Origin of the sequence: Porphyromonas levii DSM 23370 (assembly GCF_000379925.1) — a bacterium.
GTDB lineage: Bacteria > Bacteroidota > Bacteroidia > Bacteroidales > Porphyromonadaceae > Porphyromonas_A > Porphyromonas_A levii.
Map to the genome: position 1 here is coordinate 1 of NZ_KB904267.1, position 19,433 is coordinate 19,433.

At 45.4% G+C, this 19,433-nt stretch carries 21 protein-coding genes; 19 read left to right on the forward strand and 2 right to left on the reverse strand.

Annotation, left to right across the window (positions count from 1 at the left end):
• Window positions 1–2,163, forward strand: a 2,163-nt coding sequence (locus A3GG_RS13640) for a hypothetical protein (RefSeq protein WP_033408612.1), incomplete at its 5' end; no start/stop codon positions are given.
• A gap of 57 nt (window positions 2,164–2,220) precedes the next feature.
• Here the strand turns inward: A3GG_RS13640 and A3GG_RS0107355 are convergent.
• A complete protein-coding gene (locus tag A3GG_RS0107355) occupies window positions 2,221–2,787 on the reverse strand; it encodes a hypothetical protein (protein ID WP_156808704.1) in 567 nt (188 codons plus the stop codon).
• Between the two features lie 51 nt (window positions 2,788–2,838).
• On the opposite strand from A3GG_RS0107355, the gene A3GG_RS13430 reads away from it, so the two are divergent.
• From A3GG_RS13430 to A3GG_RS0107440, 18 genes are all read left to right on the forward strand, one after another.
• A complete protein-coding gene (locus tag A3GG_RS13430; RefSeq protein ID WP_156808705.1) occupies window positions 2,839–2,976 on the forward strand; it encodes a hypothetical protein in 138 nt (45 codons plus the stop codon).
• A 41-nt stretch (window positions 2,977–3,017) separates the two neighbouring features.
• On the forward strand, window positions 3,018–3,806 hold the full coding sequence (locus tag A3GG_RS0107360; protein WP_018358663.1) for a DNA adenine methylase: 789 nt from the start codon (window positions 3,018–3,020) through the stop codon (window positions 3,804–3,806).
• Window positions 3,807–3,919: 113 nt separating this feature from the next.
• Window positions 3,920–4,873 carry an HK97 family phage prohead protease gene (locus A3GG_RS0107365; RefSeq protein WP_018358664.1) on the forward strand — a complete coding sequence of 318 codons (954 nt, stop codon included), beginning with the start codon at window positions 3,920–3,922 and terminating at the stop codon, window positions 4,871–4,873.
• 38 nt (window positions 4,874–4,911) lie between these two features.
• Window positions 4,912–5,721, forward strand: a complete 810-nt coding sequence (locus A3GG_RS0107370) for a major capsid protein (RefSeq protein WP_018358665.1) — start codon at window positions 4,912–4,914, stop codon at window positions 5,719–5,721.
• Between the two features lies 1 nt (window position 5,722).
• Complete coding sequence (locus A3GG_RS0107375; RefSeq protein WP_018358666.1) at window positions 5,723–6,136, forward strand: structural protein; 414 nt, start codon at window positions 5,723–5,725, stop codon at window positions 6,134–6,136.
• Window positions 6,137–6,139: 3 nt separating this feature from the next.
• The gene (locus tag A3GG_RS0107380; RefSeq protein WP_018358667.1) at window positions 6,140–6,514 is read left to right on the forward strand and encodes a hypothetical protein; all 375 of its coding nucleotides are present in this window, start codon (window positions 6,140–6,142) and stop codon (window positions 6,512–6,514) included.
• A complete protein-coding gene (locus A3GG_RS0107385; RefSeq protein WP_026215702.1) occupies window positions 6,465–6,944 on the forward strand; it encodes a hypothetical protein in 480 nt (159 codons plus the stop codon). Before A3GG_RS0107380 ends, A3GG_RS0107385 begins: the two co-directional genes overlap by 50 nt.
• Before the next feature lie 2 nt (window positions 6,945–6,946).
• Window positions 6,947–7,459: a hypothetical protein gene (locus A3GG_RS0107390; RefSeq protein WP_018358669.1), complete on the forward strand. Its 513-nt coding sequence runs from the start codon at window positions 6,947–6,949 to the stop codon at window positions 7,457–7,459.
• Window positions 7,456–7,914 (forward strand): hypothetical protein, encoded by a 459-nt coding sequence (locus tag A3GG_RS0107395; RefSeq protein WP_018358670.1) that lies wholly within the window; start codon window positions 7,456–7,458, stop codon window positions 7,912–7,914. Before A3GG_RS0107390 ends, A3GG_RS0107395 begins: the two co-directional genes overlap by 4 nt.
• 35 nt (window positions 7,915–7,949) lie before the next feature.
• Window positions 7,950–8,126, forward strand: coding sequence for a hypothetical protein (locus tag A3GG_RS13435; protein WP_018358671.1), 177 nt, complete (start codon window positions 7,950–7,952; stop codon window positions 8,124–8,126).
• 2 nt (window positions 8,127–8,128) lie between these two features.
• The gene (locus A3GG_RS0107405) at window positions 8,129–8,581 is read left to right on the forward strand and encodes a helix-turn-helix domain-containing protein (RefSeq protein WP_026215704.1); all 453 of its coding nucleotides are present in this window, start codon (window positions 8,129–8,131) and stop codon (window positions 8,579–8,581) included.
• A 4-nt stretch (window positions 8,582–8,585) separates the two neighbouring features.
• Window positions 8,586–10,127, forward strand: coding sequence for a hypothetical protein (locus tag A3GG_RS0107410; protein ID WP_018358673.1), 1,542 nt, complete (start codon window positions 8,586–8,588; stop codon window positions 10,125–10,127).
• Window positions 10,128–10,131: 4 nt separating this feature from the next.
• On the forward strand, window positions 10,132–10,557 hold the full coding sequence (locus A3GG_RS0107415; RefSeq protein WP_018358674.1) for a phage protein Gp36 family protein: 426 nt from the start codon (window positions 10,132–10,134) through the stop codon (window positions 10,555–10,557).
• Window positions 10,558–10,560: 3 nt separating this feature from the next.
• Entirely contained in the window at window positions 10,561–14,277 is a 3,717-nt protein-coding gene (locus tag A3GG_RS0107420; protein WP_018358675.1) for a hypothetical protein, read from the forward strand.
• Between the two features lie 4 nt (window positions 14,278–14,281).
• The gene (locus A3GG_RS0107425; protein ID WP_018358676.1) at window positions 14,282–15,094 is read left to right on the forward strand and encodes a hypothetical protein; all 813 of its coding nucleotides are present in this window, start codon (window positions 14,282–14,284) and stop codon (window positions 15,092–15,094) included.
• Between the two features lie 5 nt (window positions 15,095–15,099).
• Complete coding sequence (locus tag A3GG_RS12085; RefSeq protein WP_018358677.1) at window positions 15,100–17,706, forward strand: phage portal protein family protein; 2,607 nt, start codon at window positions 15,100–15,102, stop codon at window positions 17,704–17,706.
• A gap of 113 nt (window positions 17,707–17,819) precedes the next feature.
• Window positions 17,820–18,317, forward strand: coding sequence for a phage virion morphogenesis family protein (locus A3GG_RS0107435; RefSeq protein WP_018358678.1), 498 nt, complete (start codon window positions 17,820–17,822; stop codon window positions 18,315–18,317).
• Entirely contained in the window at window positions 18,314–18,763 is a 450-nt protein-coding gene (locus A3GG_RS0107440) for a phage tail terminator protein (RefSeq protein WP_018358679.1), read from the forward strand. Before A3GG_RS0107435 ends, A3GG_RS0107440 begins: the two co-directional genes overlap by 4 nt.
• Window positions 18,764–18,783: 20 nt before the next feature.
• Here the strand turns inward: A3GG_RS0107440 and A3GG_RS0107445 are convergent, their stop codons facing one another.
• On the reverse strand, window positions 18,784–18,975 hold the full coding sequence (locus tag A3GG_RS0107445) for a hypothetical protein (RefSeq protein WP_018358680.1): 192 nt from the start codon (window positions 18,973–18,975) through the stop codon (window positions 18,784–18,786).
• Between the last annotated feature and the right edge of the window lie 458 nt (window positions 18,976–19,433).

Genomic DNA, 19,433 nt, shown 5'->3' on the forward strand with positions numbered 1-19,433 from the left:
AACGTGCAGATAGGAGGTCGCAACCTAGCTAAATCATACGCCCCGAAACGTCAGAAAGGTGATTACGCAACTTACCTTTTACACTCAGAAATAACGGAGGAGGGTTACTATACTATTAGCTTCGACGTCGATGTCGTCAAGCCTCCTCTAGGTGGTAAATTTATGTGTCTATTCTGCTATATGTCGCCATATGAGAAATTTAGCTATGCTACTTACGAGGAGGGGAGAAAGCGATACAGTGTAACAATAAAGGTAGTCAAGAATGACAATGCGAGCTATACAAGAGTACCTAATAGCTTGTATTTGTACCCGAATGTCAATTATTACGACCCTACAACTGAAAATGGAGGAGAAGCGATATTTAGCAATGTAAAAGTCGAAAAAGGGAATAAAGCCACTGACTGGACTGAAGCACCAGAGGATGTTGAGGCTCGCAGGAAGGAGAGTGAGGAGAGATTGCAGACAGCCATTAACCAGCAGAAGTACATCACGAGGGCAATTCGTAACGGCTCCACAAACATTCATGGTGGACTAGTGCTCACCAATATGATTGCTGTAAAGGATACTCCTCACGGTGACGAGGTGATTTCCAAGGAGGAGGTTTTTAGTGGTTTTTCTATGGATGGTCAAGATTTACCTAATGCCGACATGGAAAGCAAGTATCAGCTTGGAGTTAATGATGTCACACCTCCAACTGGCACTTGGGTAGTCACCCCTCCAAATCCTACTTCAGCAAGACCAGTACTTTGGGCAAAACTATTTATTGGCTATCATGATGACGAGTATTATTCTAGCGAGGTGAAAATCCCAGTAGCCTACTATTACCAAGATAACCCAGTCGTAAGTGTCACACCCCAGCTTCACTTTAGTGATGATGGGACATGGCAACCTATGAATTGGTTCGCCAGCAACTTCTCTATGGGTGGTTATGTTCGTGGGCGTGCCGTCGTCAAGTACACCAAGCCTATAGAAGGTAATGTCGTTGGGTATATGAGTGCCTTGGGCGGTGATATGCCTTTCATTGGTGCTGGCGTGCAGAACTTCCGTGGTAAGAGAGGTGTGCCAGAGAGCCGTATGGTAGAGATTTGGCAGAATGGACGATTTAAGTTTGCTGACCTACGATATAACCCTCAGAATAATGAACTAGAATGGGTGACGAATGGAGAGCCATATATGACACATGGGGGGACTCCGCTTAGTATTGCACAACTACAGGCACAGGCTGGCGAGACCGTGAGGACAATTGCCTCCTTCAGCGTGAATAGTAGTGGTGTTCATACCCTCCCTAATTCAGCTCTAACTCTGACCAAGGAAGGTGGTGAATTTAAGTTCAGTACCAGGCTAGTGGCTACAGCAACGATAGCGGGTGGAAGCTTCCTGGGTAATGTTCGTGATGACTATATCGATTACTTAGATGCAGACTGTACCGTGAGCCTCTTTCTAAGGCGAACTCATGGTAGTCAAATCACTCATTACGCACTTGGCACATCAGTTGTTGCCACTGCTTCTGTTCAAGTACAACAGAGGTATATGGATAATGACCGATTCGATGTGGAGTTCTACTGGGGCTCCACCTCCTCGAGTACTGACGTAACGATTGAGGATCGTTTGACCAATTTGCCAGTGGGCAGTTATGACCTGTATCTATCACTTGGGTATAGCAGTGATGGTATTGCTACAGTATCAGGGAGTGCCCAGATTACCAACCTTAGAGGAGTGATGTATGACTCCCCTAATATCAACTATATCCGCTATACCTCTAGGGGCATGATGGCATATTACGGCATCAGTAAACACTTCGTAATTGATAAAGATGACCAAAAAGCCTTCGTGACGCTTAAGGGAGCAACCGACCTCCCAGGAATCCTAGCAGGTGGTAGGTGTGATAGCTATGGCACCGTAAACTATCAATGGGGACGGTATGCCGATGCACAGGGCTACACAAAGGCTCGAGTTGAGAAAATCGCCTATGGTAAGTATAAGGTACACCACTCTATTGGACATACACGCTACACTCCCCAAGTGACTGTTGAGAATGTCGGGAGCTTGGCGAGTGCCAACTTTACAGATGTCAGAGAGACTTACTTTGTGGTGATGATCTACGGCACCAATGGGCTTCGAGATGCCGCCTTTAGTTATAACTGTGTAGGAGAAAATGCATAAAAGTAAGGACACCCATGCGAATGAGTGTCCTTACCAAAAATGATTATGAATAGAGAGTTAGTTAGTGCCTTGCTTAACCAGTTCCTTATACTCGGAAGCGGTTATTGGAAGTGCTGTAAAAGCATCTTGAAAGAGCTGATACACCTTATCGGTGTCGCCCTTATTATAGGCTTGGCGTATCTTCTTGGCTGCTTCAATCACTACAGCATTGGGAATATAAGCGATGGTATCGCCCATAGGAAGCGTGAAGACATAGTTTCTATTATCCAGGAAGTAGTCCTGAAGGGAGCCATCCTCCACACTGATGATATCGGTACCCCACATCTTAATGGCAACATTCTCAATATCCCTTTGCACATCGCTTACAGAGCGGTGAACATTCTGACCGTTACTAGACAGCTTGAACTCCATTTGTCCAGCTTGCTTGACAATCTCAAGCGGAGTGAGATGTTTAGGGTTATCCGAAGTGCTTCTGAGTGCTGTTCGAATGTTAATCGAGAGCTTCGCATTGGGGTCTAGCGGTTTGATTTTCTTCTCCTCTGGTTTCTCTGGGTCACAACCAGCTAAGGCTAGAGTGAATGCTAGTGCTACGACCGATAAGGTTTTAAGAATCTGTTTCATCATGATCATTTAGTCTATAAAGTAAGTAATCCATCATCAACATAAACGGCAGAGATGGCTATAAAGAAGCCCCTGCCTCCAGCCAAGGCAAGCTCTCACACAGACCTTCGGCTAGTAAAGGTGACGCAACACCACGACAGGGGCTATATATATGCCCAGGAGTCAGGTGTTGCGTCACCTGCTTATGTGTGAGAGATACGCAAATATAGTGATAATTATTAATTGTATAAAAAATGAGAACTCCAATTACCTACTATGGCGGCAAGCAGACTATGCTGCCTTACATCCTTCCACTCGTGCCTAAGCACGATGTTTACACAGAGAGCTTCTGCGGTGGCGCTGCCCTCTTTTTCGCTAAGTTACCAGCTCCAGCTGAGATTATCAATGACCTGAACCTTGAGCTGGTAAACTTCTATAATGTGGTACAGTGCGACTATGAGAGTTTGAAGGAACTCATTGATAGTACACTTCACTCCAGAGATGTTCATGCCCATGCTCGGCATATCCTGCAGTACCCTAGTTTCTTTATTCCTGTAGAGCGAGCTTGGGCTGTGTGGGCTTGCTCTAAGATGGGATTTGCCAGCAAGTTAGATGGGAGCTTTGGCTACGACCGTCGTGGCACACAGACAAAGAAGCTCCGCAAAGCTAAGGATAACTTCACTCATGAGCTTTGTTACCGTCTGGAGCATGTGACAATTGAGAATCGAGATGCCTTGGAGGTCATTCAGACCTACGACACCCCAGAAGCCTTTCATTTTATAGACCCTCCTTATGTCGGAACCAATTGCGGACACTATACCGATATGTTTGGTAGGCGAGAGCTGGACGACCTCTTGGAGGTACTGAGTGGGGTACAAGGCAAGTTTATGTTGACCAGCTTTCCTGATGATGATATCCAGCGATATGTGCATCAGCATGGGTGGCATATCCATAAAGTGGAGCGGACGATATCGGCATCACGGACACGAAGGCGAAAGCAAGAAGAGTGGATGGTGGTCAATTATGAGGTAGAAAACTCTTAAAAAGCAATGAAAAAGGGTTGAAGTGCAGAAATCAGTACCAAAATGGTACTGATTTTTGCTTTATGGGTCTGAACTCTACAACTTTGCCTTGTAATGTAATACGTAAATTGATTATGGCAAAAGATAAACTACCAACCTTCGTGCTCCATGATGAAAGCGTGAACACACATGGCTTTCGGATGCTAACTTCTGGAGCTGACCTCACGGAATTTGTCAAAAATCCCGTGATGCTTCTTAACCATGACGATTGGGACTTGCCTATTGGCAAATGGGTCAATATCCGAGTGGAGGGGGACAGGATCCTTGCGGAGGCTGACTTTGATATGGCTGACGAGCGAGCCAAGGAGATTGCACGAAAGGTAGCTGACGGTTACATCCGTGCTTGCTCTATTGGAGCTTGGGCGATTGAGAGCTCCGATGACCCAAAGCTCATGCTTCCTGGTCAAAAGCTCTCCACCATCACCAAGTGGCAAGCTAGAGAAGCAAGTATCTGTCCTATCCCAGCGAACCATAACGCCCTCGCCTTGTATGATGCGTATGGAGCAAAGATTAACATGGAGAGCGATACCGACCTTGAGACAGTGATACAATTAATAGATAATCCAAATAAAAAAAGTAACGCAATGAACAGAGAACTACTAAATCTTCTATCCCTTAGCGACAATGCTACGGAGCAAGAGATTACTAGAGCTGTTGAGAAGCTCCAACTGGAGAAGAAGGAGCTGAGCGACCAGCTGAATGCTATCCGAGAGGAAGAGAGGAAAGCCCAGCGAGAGGAGGCTACTGAACTGATTAATAACGCTATTGCGAGTGGTCAGATTGATGCCTCGGCACGAGACTCTATGCAGAAGCTATTTGATGCAGATCACGAGTCCGCTAAGGTGACCCTCTCTGCGCTACCCAAGCGACGGAGTATCGCTGGGCAACTCAACAAAGAAAGTGGAAACGACCCACTCCTTGAGAAGAGTTGGGACGAGCTTGACCGCTCAGGTGGTCTAGCGGAACTTAGAGATAAGTACCCAGAGGAGTACACCAAGAGGTACGCAGAGCGTTTTGGTGTCAAGTAATAAGAACACAAAATAGATAACACTTAAACACATAGATTATGGCTTTACAAAGAGAAATCTGGTTGGCGCATTTGGTGGCTAACCTATTCCCCGACAACTCCTTTTTGGCGAGGAGTTACAACGCCGACCAGTTTGTCAAGGCGGGCAAGATAGTACACATCCCCAACGCTGGCGCAAAGCAGACCGCCAATGTCGGACCAATCTCTCGACCAAAAGTCGCAACGGAGCAGACAGATACCGAGCTGACTTTTAAGCTTGAGGAAATTTATACAGACCCTATCTACATCCAAAATGCAGATAAGTATGAGCTATCCTATGATAAGCGCAACACTGTATTGGTGGCTACCAAGAGCGCACTCAATGATAAGGTAGCAGAGCAGATTCTTATTGCTTGGATACCGACCGCAGAGGGTCGTCTAGTAGAGCTTGCAGGAGCTACTTTTGGACGCAAGGACGTACTTAAGGCTCAGACCAAGCTCAATGCGGAGGATATCCCTCTTGAGGGTCGTACCCTCCTACTCAATGCTGAGGCTTACGAGGAGCTGCTCTCCGACCTCACCGAGGCTCAGGCTAACGCCTTTTTGGCTACTGCAGACGCAGAAAAGGGGACTGTTGGTCGCTTGTACGGGTTTGATGTGATGCTCAGGAGTAAGCTCCCTGGTGAGACTAAGGCATTCGGTTGGCACAAAGACTACGTATGCCGTGCACTTGGAGAGCACGAGATGTTCAGTCAGGAAAATGATCCGCTGTACTATGGTGACGTGCTATCGTTCTTGGTTCGCGCCGGTGGCTCGAAGATGCAGAAGGATGGCGTTGGTACTGTTGCATTTAAGGCTCACGGATCGTGATATGAGTACACCTAGAGGCATCCGCAACAATAATCCTGGTAACCTGCGAGTGAGTCACGCCAATAACTGGCGTGGCAAACTCACGGGCAGTGCTAAGAAGGATAAAGCATTTGAAGAGTTTGAGACCCTTCATTATGGCTATAGAGCTCTCTTGATTCTTCTTCGCACCTATATCACACGTTATAACCTGCGTACTCTTCGTCAGGTGCTCACTCGCTATGCACCTCCTAACGAGAATAATACTGAGAGCTACATCACATCAGCTTACAAGCTATCAGGTATCCCACTTGGGCAATACTTGAATGTCAATGATAAGGAGACACTCTGCAAGCTCGCCCATGCGATTAGTCATGTGGAGAATGGTGTGTATGTAGGGACGATGAACGATGTGTACACCGCCTGGGAAATGATATAAGAGATGGAACTATTAGCAAGCATACTCACGCCACTAGTCACAGCTATTGCTGGCTGGCTGATTGGCAAGCGTAAACAAGACAATGAGTTTCTCGATGCTCAGCTGGCTTCTATCAATGCTCTTACTGAGAGCTATCACAGCACCATTGAGCGGTTTACAGGCACTCTGGAGAGGTTTGTTGAGGTGAGTCAAGAGAATGCTAATCTAAAGGGTGAGATGAAGACTCTCCGTGGTGAGATATCCTCTCTCAAAGGGGAGAATACTAAGCTTCGCAATCGGGTTAAAGCTCTTGAGAGACTAATTAAAGAAATGGGAGTTGATTTGGACTATGAAGATGTTAAAGAGGAACAAGCAGAAGGGACTGAAGGGGACGTATAGCCTACTGGTGGTACTCCTATTGCTACTTACTGGTTGTAGCACAAAGCAACCTGCCATCCATACGGTGCCGATTAAAGAGGTGACTACAGCCGAAGTAGAGACTTTGGAAATTCCAGCAGACTCGACTGAGCTTCGACTGCTAATCGAATGCCTCCCGAATGGTCTTCCAAAGATTACCCAAACCGATAGTGCCACACCCAGCAATATACGGCTGAATTGGTCACTTAGAGACAATAACCTCAATCTTAAAGCCCTTGTACCACCCTCTCGGGTACAGTATCTAACACGCACTATCACTCGAGAGGTGCCTGTAGAGGTGGTACAAGAGGTTAAGGTTAATCAGCTGTATTGGTGGCAGAAGGCTTTAATGGCAATCGGCTTAATTACCTGTTTATATGGAGTTGTAAAAATCATATTAAGAATAAGATAACTATGGCAGAGAAGATAAGAGCAAGACGAAGAGTGAAGGAGGGCTACATTGGTGACCCCATCACTAGTGAAACGGAACTAGGTACTGCGACCTTTGAAACCAAGCTTCCGTTAACCCTCAGAGATGACGAGCTGACCTTTAGTCAAGAAGACCCAGAGAAAGAGGAGGTCTATACTCACGAGATGGACAGTCCTGTATATACAGACTATGTGATGAAGCCTGTAGTGGTTAGTGGCACCTTCCTTGGCTTGACCGATGACCAAAAGAAGCTCCTCCTTGGCGGTGAGGTGAAAGGTGGCAAGTATTTCCACAATTCCACTATCCCTATCCTTGTGAAGAGTCTGAAGTGGGTAGACCACGCTGGCAATTACATCATTTGCACCAATGTATCTGGTTATGTGAAGTATGAGCCAAGCATTGGCAAGAAAGGACTGGATCGATATCCGTTCAAGTTCACCTGTATGGCTGGTGCACCCGATTGGGATGTGGACATCGTTGAAGGCCCAGATGCATGATGAAGGGAGCTAGAGAAGTGCCCCATAGGGCAATAGACTTAATGCTAGAAAGGGGCGTGCGGTTTCGACTGACCGCCCCTCTTTGGCAAAGATGGCTCCAGCTAGACTGGGTAACGATTCAGCCACCAAAAGTAGGGACGGTGTTCCTTATCTTACGAGAGATGATGCAATATGAGCTGGATGACCTCTCCTTGATTGTCTCTGAGAAGCCCACGGAAAGGCAAGCTGAAGGAGTCGCAAGAGTTGTGGCAGTTGCTATCCTTGGTAAGAAAGCGACTGATGAGGAGAAGATGCAGAATCTAACTAACCGCTTAAATGAAGTAGCCTGGGATAGCCTTCTTGAGCTGTATAGTATCATTAATCAGATGCTTCAGATTGATTCTTTTCGGAATACTACCGCATCGCTCGGGGCAATAGCCATGAGTCTGATGAGGGTCAAGAGGAAGGGGAGTTAAAAGGCAAGTCAAAAGGTCTTGATAGCCCCTTTGGAGTGATTGGCAAGATTAAAGCGGAGCGAGGACTGACACATGAGGAACTACTATGGGGTGAGACTTGGGCAACGTTGATGTTGGAGTCCCTTGATCAGCCTTACTACGACCACAAAGCGACCGAGGAGGTAGAGGTGCAGGAGGGACTCAGCGGATTACTAACTGAATTAAAGCGATAACCATGAGTAACATGACAAACGAAAAGCGGAAAGAGTGGGCAAAGTTGCTCTTCACTAAAGAGCAAATGAGCCAAAAAGACATTGCCGAGAAGGTCGGTGTGACCCCTCAAACTGTCAATCGGTGGGTCAAGAAGGAGAATTGGGAGACTCTAAGAGTATCGCTCTCTGTTACTCGTGAGGAACAGTTGAGACACCTCTATTCGCACCTAACAGAAATCAATGCGAACATCGCCAGTCGCCCAGAAGGTGAACGCTTCCCCAATGCGAAGGAGGCAGACACCATCACGAAACTCTCTAGTTCTATTGATAAGCTAGAGCGAGAGAGTGGTATTGGAGAGGCAATTAGTGCCTTTAGTCAGCTCGTGCGATGGTTAAGAGACCGAAACCTAGAGGAGGCACAGCGGATTGCTCCAACACTTGATGAATATGTTGCATACCGACTAAGAAATAACTAGGCGTATGGCTAAGAAGTTGAGAAGGTTACCACTAGAGTTGCGTAGGGCAGAGGAAGAGTGGCAAGAGCTCATTACAGAGACCCTTGCCATGTCTCCTATCAACGCCAACGAAACGGATGATGACAGAATCAAGCGAGTAGCGAAGCTTGAGAAGGAGCCTGAAGAATGGTTTAGGTATTACTTTCCAAACTATTGTACAGCTCCTTCAGCTCCTTTCCATAGAAAAGCAACACAACGTATCGTTAAGCATCATCGCTGGTATGAGGTAAGAGCATGGAGTAGAGAGTTGGCAAAGTCATCCAGAAGCATGATGGAGATCATCTACCTTGCTTTGCTGGGTGAGGTACATAACATCCTACTGGTGTCTACCTCTCTGGATCATGCGATTGACCTCCTCACGCCATTCAGATTGCACCTAGAGCACTCACCACGTATTCGTCAGGATTATGGCGAGCAAGTAGGAGCTGTATGGAGAGATAACTACTTCAAGACGACAGGCAAGGTGTCCTTCAGACCTCTCGGAGCTGGGCAGAGCCCTCGAGGTAAGCGTGAGGAGGCTTTTCGTCCCGACTTTATCCTTATCGATGATATCGATACGGACGAAGAGACACGTAATCCAGAGCGGATAAAGACGAAGTGGGCTTGGATTGAGAAAGCACTGATACCAACGCTATCGGTTAGTGGTCATTATCGCATTCTGTTTAACGGAAATATCATCGCACGTGACTGTATTATCACTAGGGCGATTGAGCGAGCTGACCATGTAGACATCATCAATATACGTGACGAAAATGGGAAGAGTACATGGGCAGAAAAGAACTCAGAGGAAGATATTGACCGCTTCCTCTCGAACCTATCAACATCCGCTATTCAGCAAGAGTATTTCAACAACCCAGTATCAGAAGGTGATGTGTTTCAGGAGATGACTTGGGGGGCTTGCCCTCCTCTCCGAATGCTACCCTTTATTGTTGTCTATGGAGACCCCTCCCCAAGTAATAAGCGAGGTAAAGGAGCTTCCTTTAAGGCTCTTTTTGCGATTGGTTACATGGGTGGGAAATACTATGTCTACAAAGGCTTTTTACAGCAGACTACCAACGCTGAGTTCATTGGGTGGTACTACGACTTGAGAGAGGAGCTTGGAGACCAGACGATCGTCTATTACTTCGTGGAGAACAATAGCCTTCAGGATCCATTTTGGGAACAGGTACTCCAACCTCTTAACGTAGAGATGGGAGCGAAGCGAGGAGGGGTAGTGCCGATTAAGGCTGATGCACGTGCCAAGATGGATAAGTATGCACGTATAGAGGCAACGCTTGAGCCTCTTAACCGCCAAGGGAGGCTGATACTTAACGAAGCTGAACGAGGTAATCCCCACATGAAGAGACTTGAGGAACAATTCTTAATGATTGCCCCCTCTCTACCTGCACCAGCCGACGGTGCTGACTGTATTGAAGGAGGTGTTTGGCAGTTGAATAGGCAATTAACTAGCTATAATGCGAATGCCGTAGTTATCGGACAAAAGAGTGCTAACCCAAAGAGATATTAGAGATATGGCTTACTTAACAATTGAAGAACTAAAAACCCACCTCTACAAAGATAATATAGATGTCATTACAAGGGGTGATGACACGATTGTAGTTTCTGCGATTGATAGTGCGATACAGGAAGCCAAGGGATATCTCGCCCACTATGACCGTGAAGCTATATTTGAGGCAACTGGTGGGGAGCGGAATGCCCTCTTACTCATCTTTGTCAAGGATATCGCCTCTTGGCACCTTGTGAATCTCTGCAATGCAGGCACTGACCTACAACTACGTGAAAGTAGATATTTGAGAGCCATCGATTGGCTCAAGGGTGTACAGGCTAATAAGGTAACCCCTGACCTTCCAGTTGTGGATAAAGATGGAGACGGCAAGAGTGATTTGGCAGGAGAGTACCTATTCGGTAGCAATCCTAAACGTAAACAACACTTCTAAGACATGATGGAACCAGTTGAAATAGATATCGTCCTAAAGAGCAACGTAAGCGAAGAAGGAGCTAAAGCGACTACTGCTATTGAACAGATGGCAGAAGCTAGCATACAGGCTAGAGAGGAGACTAAGAAGTCACTTGAGTTGCAACGCAGTTACCTGGCCAAGCTCCAACAGGAGTACCAGGCACTGCAAAAGCAATTATCTCAAATGGAATTTCCAACCAAGGAGAAGCAAAAATTAAAGGAGGCTTCCAATGCCCTTGCAAAGGAGATTACAGCCGAGACACAGGGACTCAAGTACCTGGAAGCGGAGTGGACAAAGATGAACAAGGGGTATTCTGAGGTACAGCAACGCATGCGACTGACTCGGGAGCAAATGAAGACCCTCTCCCTCGCTGGTCGAGAACAAACAGCCGAATACAGGCAACTGAAAAATGAGCTGGGCGAGTTAGCGAAGGCTCAAGCTCTCATTACACGTACCCAAACTGAAATGGCACGTGGCAATCAAGCTTGGAAGGGCTTGGGCGATGCGGTTACAGCTTTCAGCGGTGCGGCATCTGCTGCAGTTGGTGCGTGGACACTCTTGGGAGGCTCGCAAGAGGAACAGGCGAAGATTCAGACGAGACTCCAGAGCCTAATGGCAATTACTATTGGACTACAGCAGGTGCAGAACCTACTGCTTGAGACTTCTACTTTTCGTATTCAAACAGTGACTAAGGCGAAAGAACTATGGTCTGCTTGGAATCTAAGGCTAGCCACAAGCCTTGGGGTTTCAACTGCTGCTATGAAAGTGTTTACGGCAACTGCTACACTAGGTTTATCGGTATTCATTGGCTGGGCTATCTCAGCTTATGACAAGTGGATAGCCAAACAAAAGGAACTACGTACCGAGCAAGATCAAATGACCAAGGAGATATCCTCTTCTGCTGGGGGACAGCTTGCAAAGTATAAACTACTGCAAACACAATGGGATAAGCTTGCTGATTCACTTAAGGAAAAAACGGAGTTCGTCAAGAAAAACAAAGAGGCATTTGCACAGCTGGGTGTAAGTATAAACAGTGTGGTTGATGCTGAGAATTTCTTTAGGGATGGCGAAAAAGCAATAGTTGCCAGCATATATGAAAGAGCAAAAGCATCCGCTGCAATGACATTAGCCACAAAGAAATACGAAGAGGCTCTGACAAAGCAACAAGAGGCAGAGAGAAGAAAAAACAACCCTAGTTGGACAGAGAAACTATGGGATGGAGTCCAGAACCTTTTCTCTCGACCCGAGCTATCCAAAGATGACTGGGCAGATATCCAAAAGGAAATGCAGGAGAATAATGAACTCTACCGAAAGGGAGAGATATCAAGGGCTGAACACAACACCCGTCTCCAACGTATGATTGAAGATAAAGCTCGTGCAAAGCGAAGGGAAATTTCGGCTGATAAGATTAAAGATGAGAAAAAGATTTTAGAAGGGGAGGCAGAAGCATTTGCTACAATCGCAGCACAGTCTTATGCCGAAGTAGAAAGGATTCTGTCTGAAGCAGGTTTTAAGCCATCAAATAACGGATCTAATGATAAGTCTGCTAGGCTATACGATAAGGCAAACGAACGGCTAGCGAAACTGAGTGCTGATGCTGAAAAAGAGAGTCAAGAGATATCTCTAGCCATTATGAAAGAGGGTCGGTCAAAGAAGCTCAAAGAGTTGGAGGTTGCCTATAATGCTCGTAAGGCACTGATTAAGCAAAAGCTCAAAGAGATTGAACAGCTTGAGAAAGAGGCTGGCATAGATGGAACTAAAACTCGAAATCAACTGACAGCCCTTGAGACTTCCGTTGATGATCAGTACAACAAAGACGTTGATCAAGTAAATGCCGATTATAGCCGACTGATTGAGGGCATTGAAAAGGAAATTACTTTACGTTCTGCTACAGAGCAAGAGAAACGGTTAGCAGACATAGATAGCTATTACAAAGAGCAATTAAAGAAGGTGGCTGAAGCGACTGCCTCGCAGTTAGAGTATGAAGAGATAAAGACTAGACTCCTAGAGCAAAAAGCACAGGAGAGAGCACGTATTCTTCATGAGACTGAACTCAGGAAGATGGATAGCGAAGAGCGTATTGCCCTTCGCCAGGTACAGTTTTCTACAAAGGAGTACAACTTGCAAGTCGATAGAGAAGAAGAACTCCTTCAGCTTCAACTCCAGTATTCAGAGAAGAGACTTGCAAAGCTGCAAGATATAGCCTCTGCTGGTGGCGATGCTAGTGAAGCGATTGAAGAAGCGAAACAAGAAATTAGAGAGCTGAAGGATGCTCTGGATCAGATACCCGAAAAGAAGCTCTTGGAGCTTGCCAATAGTCTCAAAGGTATCTTCGGACAACTCTCTAAAGTAGGTGGCGAAGTCGGAGCTATCTTTAATGAGCTAGCTGGTGGGGTTGATAACATCATGACTGCCTTTAAGAAGTCAGCTACACCCTTGGAAAAAGTTAGTGGTGCCATTGGTGGCTTAGCTCAACTCATGAGCATTGCTACAGAGACTGCAGAGCAAAATAAGAAGGCTCTTGAGGCGTGGCAAGCTTCCTCCGAGCAAGCTCTTCAAATCGCACGTATGCAACGTATTGAACTACAAGGGTACAAGTCAAGCAATGTGTGGGGTGTTGAAAATCCCTATGCACGTGCGATAGCTGGAGCAAAGCAATATGCCCAGTCAATGAAGGAGCTGAACCAACTCGCCCAAACTTTAGGGCAAGGGTCGGTTCAGACTGGCACAAAGAAAGTGGTCAGTGGCAAGAATGTGGCTGGAGGTCTCGCTGGAGGTGCTGCAGTAGGTGCCGCAGTTGGCTCTTTTATACCTGTAATAGGTAACGTCGTAGGTGCTGCTATCGGAGGTCTCCTTGGTGGCATCTTTGGAGCTAGCAAGAAGAAGGTTGTGCCAGTATTCCAGTCGCTCGCTCAGACCTATGGCGAAATCTTTAATAAGGAGACTTTCGAGCTGAATCCTCGCATACTTCAAGACTACGGAAAGCTGGATGATGCAACGAAGCGACTTGTAGATAATTGGGATGCCATTCAAAAGAAAGCTAAGGAAGCTCAGGAGGAGATGCGGAATACCTTCAAGGAGCTTTCTGGTGACCTTGGTTCAAAGTTAAGTAATGCACTTATAGAGGGGTTGAAAAATGATGACCTCTACAGTGCCCTAGATGACTTTGATGCAAAAGTATCCGAGATGATACATAACATAGTACAGCAGATGGCATTCGCTCAATACTTTCAGAAGTACTTCGATGAACTGCAGTCAAGGATGGAAGATTCATTCAAAGAGAGCGGTGATGGCACTATTGTAGATGATATCATTTGGTTTTCACGTATCTATCGAGAGGGTATTGATGCCTATACAGAAGAGATGAGGAAGGCTCAGGAGGAACTTGAGAAACAAGGATTCAAAGCACCAGATGATGTAGGCGGTCGTAAGGCTGTAGCTAAGGGGCTGGCACGTGCTGACCAAGACAGTATAGACGAGTTTAATGGTCGGATGACTGTAGCGGTCGACAGATTGAATACCCTCGTCATCTACAGCCGTGAAGCTAGAGCTCATGAGGAGAGTGTCAGGCAATTTCACACAATACTGATGAACAGAGTAGACAGAATTGCGGAAAACTCAGACTTTCTCAAGCGTTTGGAGAGCATAGATAGGGAGATGTATAGACTAGCTCAGGAGGGAGTGAAACTGAAATCATAAAACGATGGATAAAAGTAAGAGCTACATAGAGGATAGCACCCATAAAGAAACGGAACTATCAAGCCTAGGTATCTACTTCGCTAGAGGAGGCGTGGTAGAGCTCCTTACGCTCCAGAGTGTTGAGAGTGTAGCCACTAACGATTGGCAGGAAGAGCATGGGCTTGAGATTGACCCTAAGACCATTCGCAGGACATGCCCGTACATCAATCTCCGATTTATTGTTGTTGGAGAGACCAGGGAAGTATTTGCAGAGAGGTTATCAGCCTTCCGAAAGCTACTCGATAGTTACTACCTCATACTCCACCCAGCAAAAATGGAGGGTGGTTACCATATTGATAATGTTTCAATTGAGGGTTATAAGCACCTCGGGAAGTCTCTCTATCAAAAGGGTATGAAGGTAGCTGAGATAACAATTAGATGCCGTCTCAAAAATGATAGCTTATCATATTATCTAGCTACAAATCTGGAGGGTGCCCCTCTAAGTAGAATTGTAGTTGGAAATAATGACCTATCCAAGTTCGGAGTGCAAGTTCAAGAAGCGTATAACACGCTACTACAGCCATCAAGCTTTAAGGAAGGGACGTTTAAGCGACGGTCCAAAGAGGTGTCTCTTAACTGTGTCTCCATCGCTGATTCATATCAGCATCTGGAGCATCAACTAAATTACCTTTATTACCACATCAAAAATGAGGAGTTATACCTGAGCCATGGTGCTGGAGAAGAGCGATGTTACTATACATCAATGACCAACGTTAGAGAGCTTAACACGAAAAGCAAGAAAGCGATAGCATTTACACTTAACTTCAAGACAACATAATAAGTATGAAGACTGATAGAAAAACCAAGCAGACCATCTATAAGGAGGTCATCGTGAAAGCACCTTCACGACGACCTTGGGATGTGGGCGACTGGAGAAGTGCCTTGAGAATGGCAGATTATGGCAAGCCAAAGCAACTGTACGACCTATACGATGATATGCTCATCGATGGGGTGCTGTATGATGCCGTTGATAAACGTAAGAAAGCGGTGCTGAATACTCCACTTATATTCGTGGATGGTAAAGGCAGGGAAGTTGATTACATGAGTGAGCTGATGGATACTACTCAGTGGGAAGACTTGATTGCGTGGCTCCTTGATGCTCGATTCTACGGAAGGTGTGGAGTCGAGATTGAGGTTGATAGAAATGGGCTTATCGTACATCATTTGCCACCTAAGCACATTGACTTGGCTACAGAGTCTATCATCCTAGATATAAGCGACCAAGATAAAAAAGTAAGCTATGCTGGAGACTCCTCAATCATTGTCATTGGTAAGCCTCGAGATTATGGGTTGCTCCTACAGGCAATGCCCTATGCCATATATAAGCGTGGTGGGTTCGGTGACTGGAGTCAGTGGCTCGAATTGTTTGGTATGCCTCAAAGAGTTGGCAAATACAATACTTATGACCCAGCAAGTAAGCGATTGCTTGAAACTGCCCTGGAAGAGGCTGGTTCAGCTCCTTATGTCGTTGTGCCGAAAGACACAGAAATCGAAATTAGGGATTCAAGCCAAACCAGTGGTACTAGCTTCAATGAGTTCAGGCAAGCTTGTAATGAGGAAATCCTCATTACAATCCTTGGACAGACCTTAACCACCATTTCTGGCGAGAAGGGTGCTAGATCTCTAGGTGATGTGCATAAGGTGGTAGAGGAGGACAAAAACAAAGCGGATATCAGGTTTGTACAAAGGATTCTAAACTCAAGGGTATTACCACTATTTGAGGCTAGAGGTGTGCCAGGAGTGGCTGGTGGTCGCTTCCTCTTTCCTGAGGATGCAAAGGAGATTAGCGTGCCTGAACTGGTACAGCTCGCCACTATTCTACCTATACCAACGAGCTATCTTTATGATAAATACGGTATACCTATCCCTGAACAAGACGAACAAGTCGCAGGGCGAAAGGTAGAGACTCCCAAGCACGAGGAGCCCGAAGAGAATGAAGGTGAAGACACTGAGGAAGTAGAGAATAGAGACCCTTTTCCTACAGCTCTGCAAGAGAATGCCGTACTTGCAGAGCAAGCACCAAAAGAGAGCTTACTCAAGAAATTGATCAGCTCTATTACGGCACTCCTAAATCTCAAGGACGATAGCTACTCCATTGACCTTAAAAAGCTCCTCAACGAAGCTATTAAAGAGGTTTATGGTGGCGAAGTAGAGGTAAGTGAGAATCTGTTTAAGATACAGAATAACGCCCTACAGCAAGCGATTGATAAGGCTATGGGTGACCCTGACTTTGGACGGGACAATAAAACCTTTATAGAGGAATTTAGGTACAACACTGCTGTGTTCTCAGCTTTCAAGGCTCATGCAGAGACAGAAGCTTTTGTCAATCTCCTAACGAAGCCAGATGGCTCTCTAAGGAGCTTTAGGGAGTTTAAGAAGCTGGCACTACAGATAAGTCCAAAGTGGAATGAGCAGTGGCTACAGACTGAATACAACACGGCAGTGAGAGCAGCACGTTCCGCTGTTAATTACCGCAATGCACTCAAGACTAAGCACCTTTACCCTAACCTTGAGTATATCGCCAGTACAGCTAAAAACAAACGTCCTGATCATCTGGAGTATGTCGGTACTATCCTACCTATTGAGCATAAGTGGTGGGATACGCACCTGCCTCCTTCAGAGTGGAACTGTAAGTGCAGCGTCCGCCAGACCAATAAGCCTGCCACTAGTGTGCCAGTTGATGATGGTGTACCTCCTGCCTTCCAGAATAACGCTGGGAAGTCAGCTGAGTTTATCAAGTTAAGCGAACACCCGTACCTAAAGGATAAAGGCTCACCCACCTGCCCAGAGTGCCGTCGCCAAGGACTAGTTGGAAAGACCAAGCTTCGTGATGAAGAGGCTAAGTTGTGTCAAGAGCATTGGCTCGCACTTATCGCCAAACGGCTAGCAAGATATAGAGGCTGGGAGTTTAAGCGTACAGTATACAAGAGTGGAGGATATCTGGAGAAGCCTGAAGGGAAATATCAAAACAAGTCAGAGCAAAAAAAGAATGAGAGCGTGCTAGAGGAACTTGCGAAGTATCATGGTAGAAAAATGAAGGCTCTTCCTGTAATTGATAATGATGGACTGAAAAATCCTGATGCATTTGATGATACTCTAAGGGCTTTTTTGGATGTTAAGGTTCCTGATGATGTGGTAACAAAATCTAGTATTCACAACGCTATTAGAGAAGCTTATCATCAAGGAGCATCAGAGGTTATTATTGATGGCAGGTCTGGAGTACATAAGCACACAATTCTTAGTGGATTGCACTCAACGCTTAGGGGAGGTAGATATATAGGAATTGAAAAAGTGACTTTCTTATTGCCAGATCATGATATAGTGAGTTACGATGCAAATAAATTTAGAGGGGCAAGGTTAGGCAGGAAAAAGAAAAAGGGAAGGCGATAATGCCTTCCCTAGGGTGCGATCGGTGTCTAATGTTTGCCGACCCCTCCAAATTCACTCAGAAATACTCCTGAATGCAAGACAAAGATAAGTAAAGTTTTTAATACAAGCAAATTATGAACATTGAAGACTTCGTAAAAGCATTCCCAGACAAACTGCAAGAACTTCAGCAGTTCGTTGAGGGTAATGATATCAAGGATATAATGGGTGTCGAGGCAGTCAATCACTTCAAGGAGAGCTTCGATAATGAAGGCTTTACTGATGATGTGATAAACCCTTGGAAAGATGTCAAGAGAAGAAATCCTGACAGTACTTGGTATGGACACTCTGGACAGACTGGTAAGTTTAGTGCCGAAAGGACACAAGCGAATATCCTTACAGGAGAGACAGGAGAGCTTCGCAATGCGATAGAGTACAAATACCTCCCGAATGGCGTTCGAATATCAAACGAAAAGCCCTATGCTGCAGTTCATCAATATGGCTTGCCAGCTAAAATATATGGGAAGAAATCATTTATAATGACCCCTCGCCCATTCATCGGAAAAAGTAAAGTATTAATCAAGAAGATAGAGAAAAGTATCAAGCAACAATTTATCAACATTCTAAAAAAATGAAGACAATATACACAGCCCTTATAGATAGACTTCAGGCAAAGGTGCCAGCCATTCGCTGGATAGACCTCAATACAGGGCAGTTAGAAGTTCCTTTTACGGATAATCAGCGACCTCCTGTAACTTATCCTTGTGTACTTATTGATATATCTATAGATAGAGCGACAGCCGTAACAGAGACTCTACAGGAGTGCCAAGGTACAATTACCTTAACCATTGCTGATAACCGCCCATCACGCACAAGTGCCAACACAACTCCAGCACCCTCCTCAGAAGAGTACGACCTCATTGCAGATATATACACAGCTCTTCAAGGCTATACAGGCATTGAAGAAGACTTTGCACCGCTAAACCGTACTCGCCAAGAACGTGTCAGAAGCTCTGCTGGTCTCTTCCTATACCGCATGACATTTACTACATCTTTCGTAGACTTATCCAACCAGCTGTAAGGCTATCATCTGCAGACAATCTACTGGGGAGGGTGCTTTGTAGCATCCTCCTCTTCTTTGCCATCGCTGTACTCATACATTCGATGTGCTCTTAGGTACTCCTCAGTTTCTTTAATAGCCTCCTTAATTTTGTAGATGGCTACCTCCTTGTATGTATTGAAGCTATTAATAAACTCTGCATAGCCTTCTTTTGTGTTCGCTTTTCTTTCCATACTGCAAACCTACATAAAACAAAAAAGAGAGGTGTGCGTGCCTCTCTTCAAAAACCAATCGTTTTACTTCTCACTCAAATGTTAAAACAAAACATTTCGTTTTACTTCAGCGAACATTTCGTTTTACCGATTATACCCCCAACAAAACCTTCTTCATACCTAATATATTATATGTGAAACTATCTCTGCCTCAAAGATACAGGGCAATCGCATTTGAAATGCTGTATCTACATTCTTTCATAAATGTCATTTAAAGCCTTGAAATTCGATGTAATATCCTTGTTTATATCGCAAATTATTAGTATCTTTATATCTGATAATCAATAGTTTAACTCATATAACGAAGGATTTATGGACTCTCTTTTTAAGGCACTTACAACTATTCCCGACTCTCGCAAAGGGAACCACTTGATTTATCCGCTTGACTATATTCTTCTTATTGTATTTACAGCGGTTAT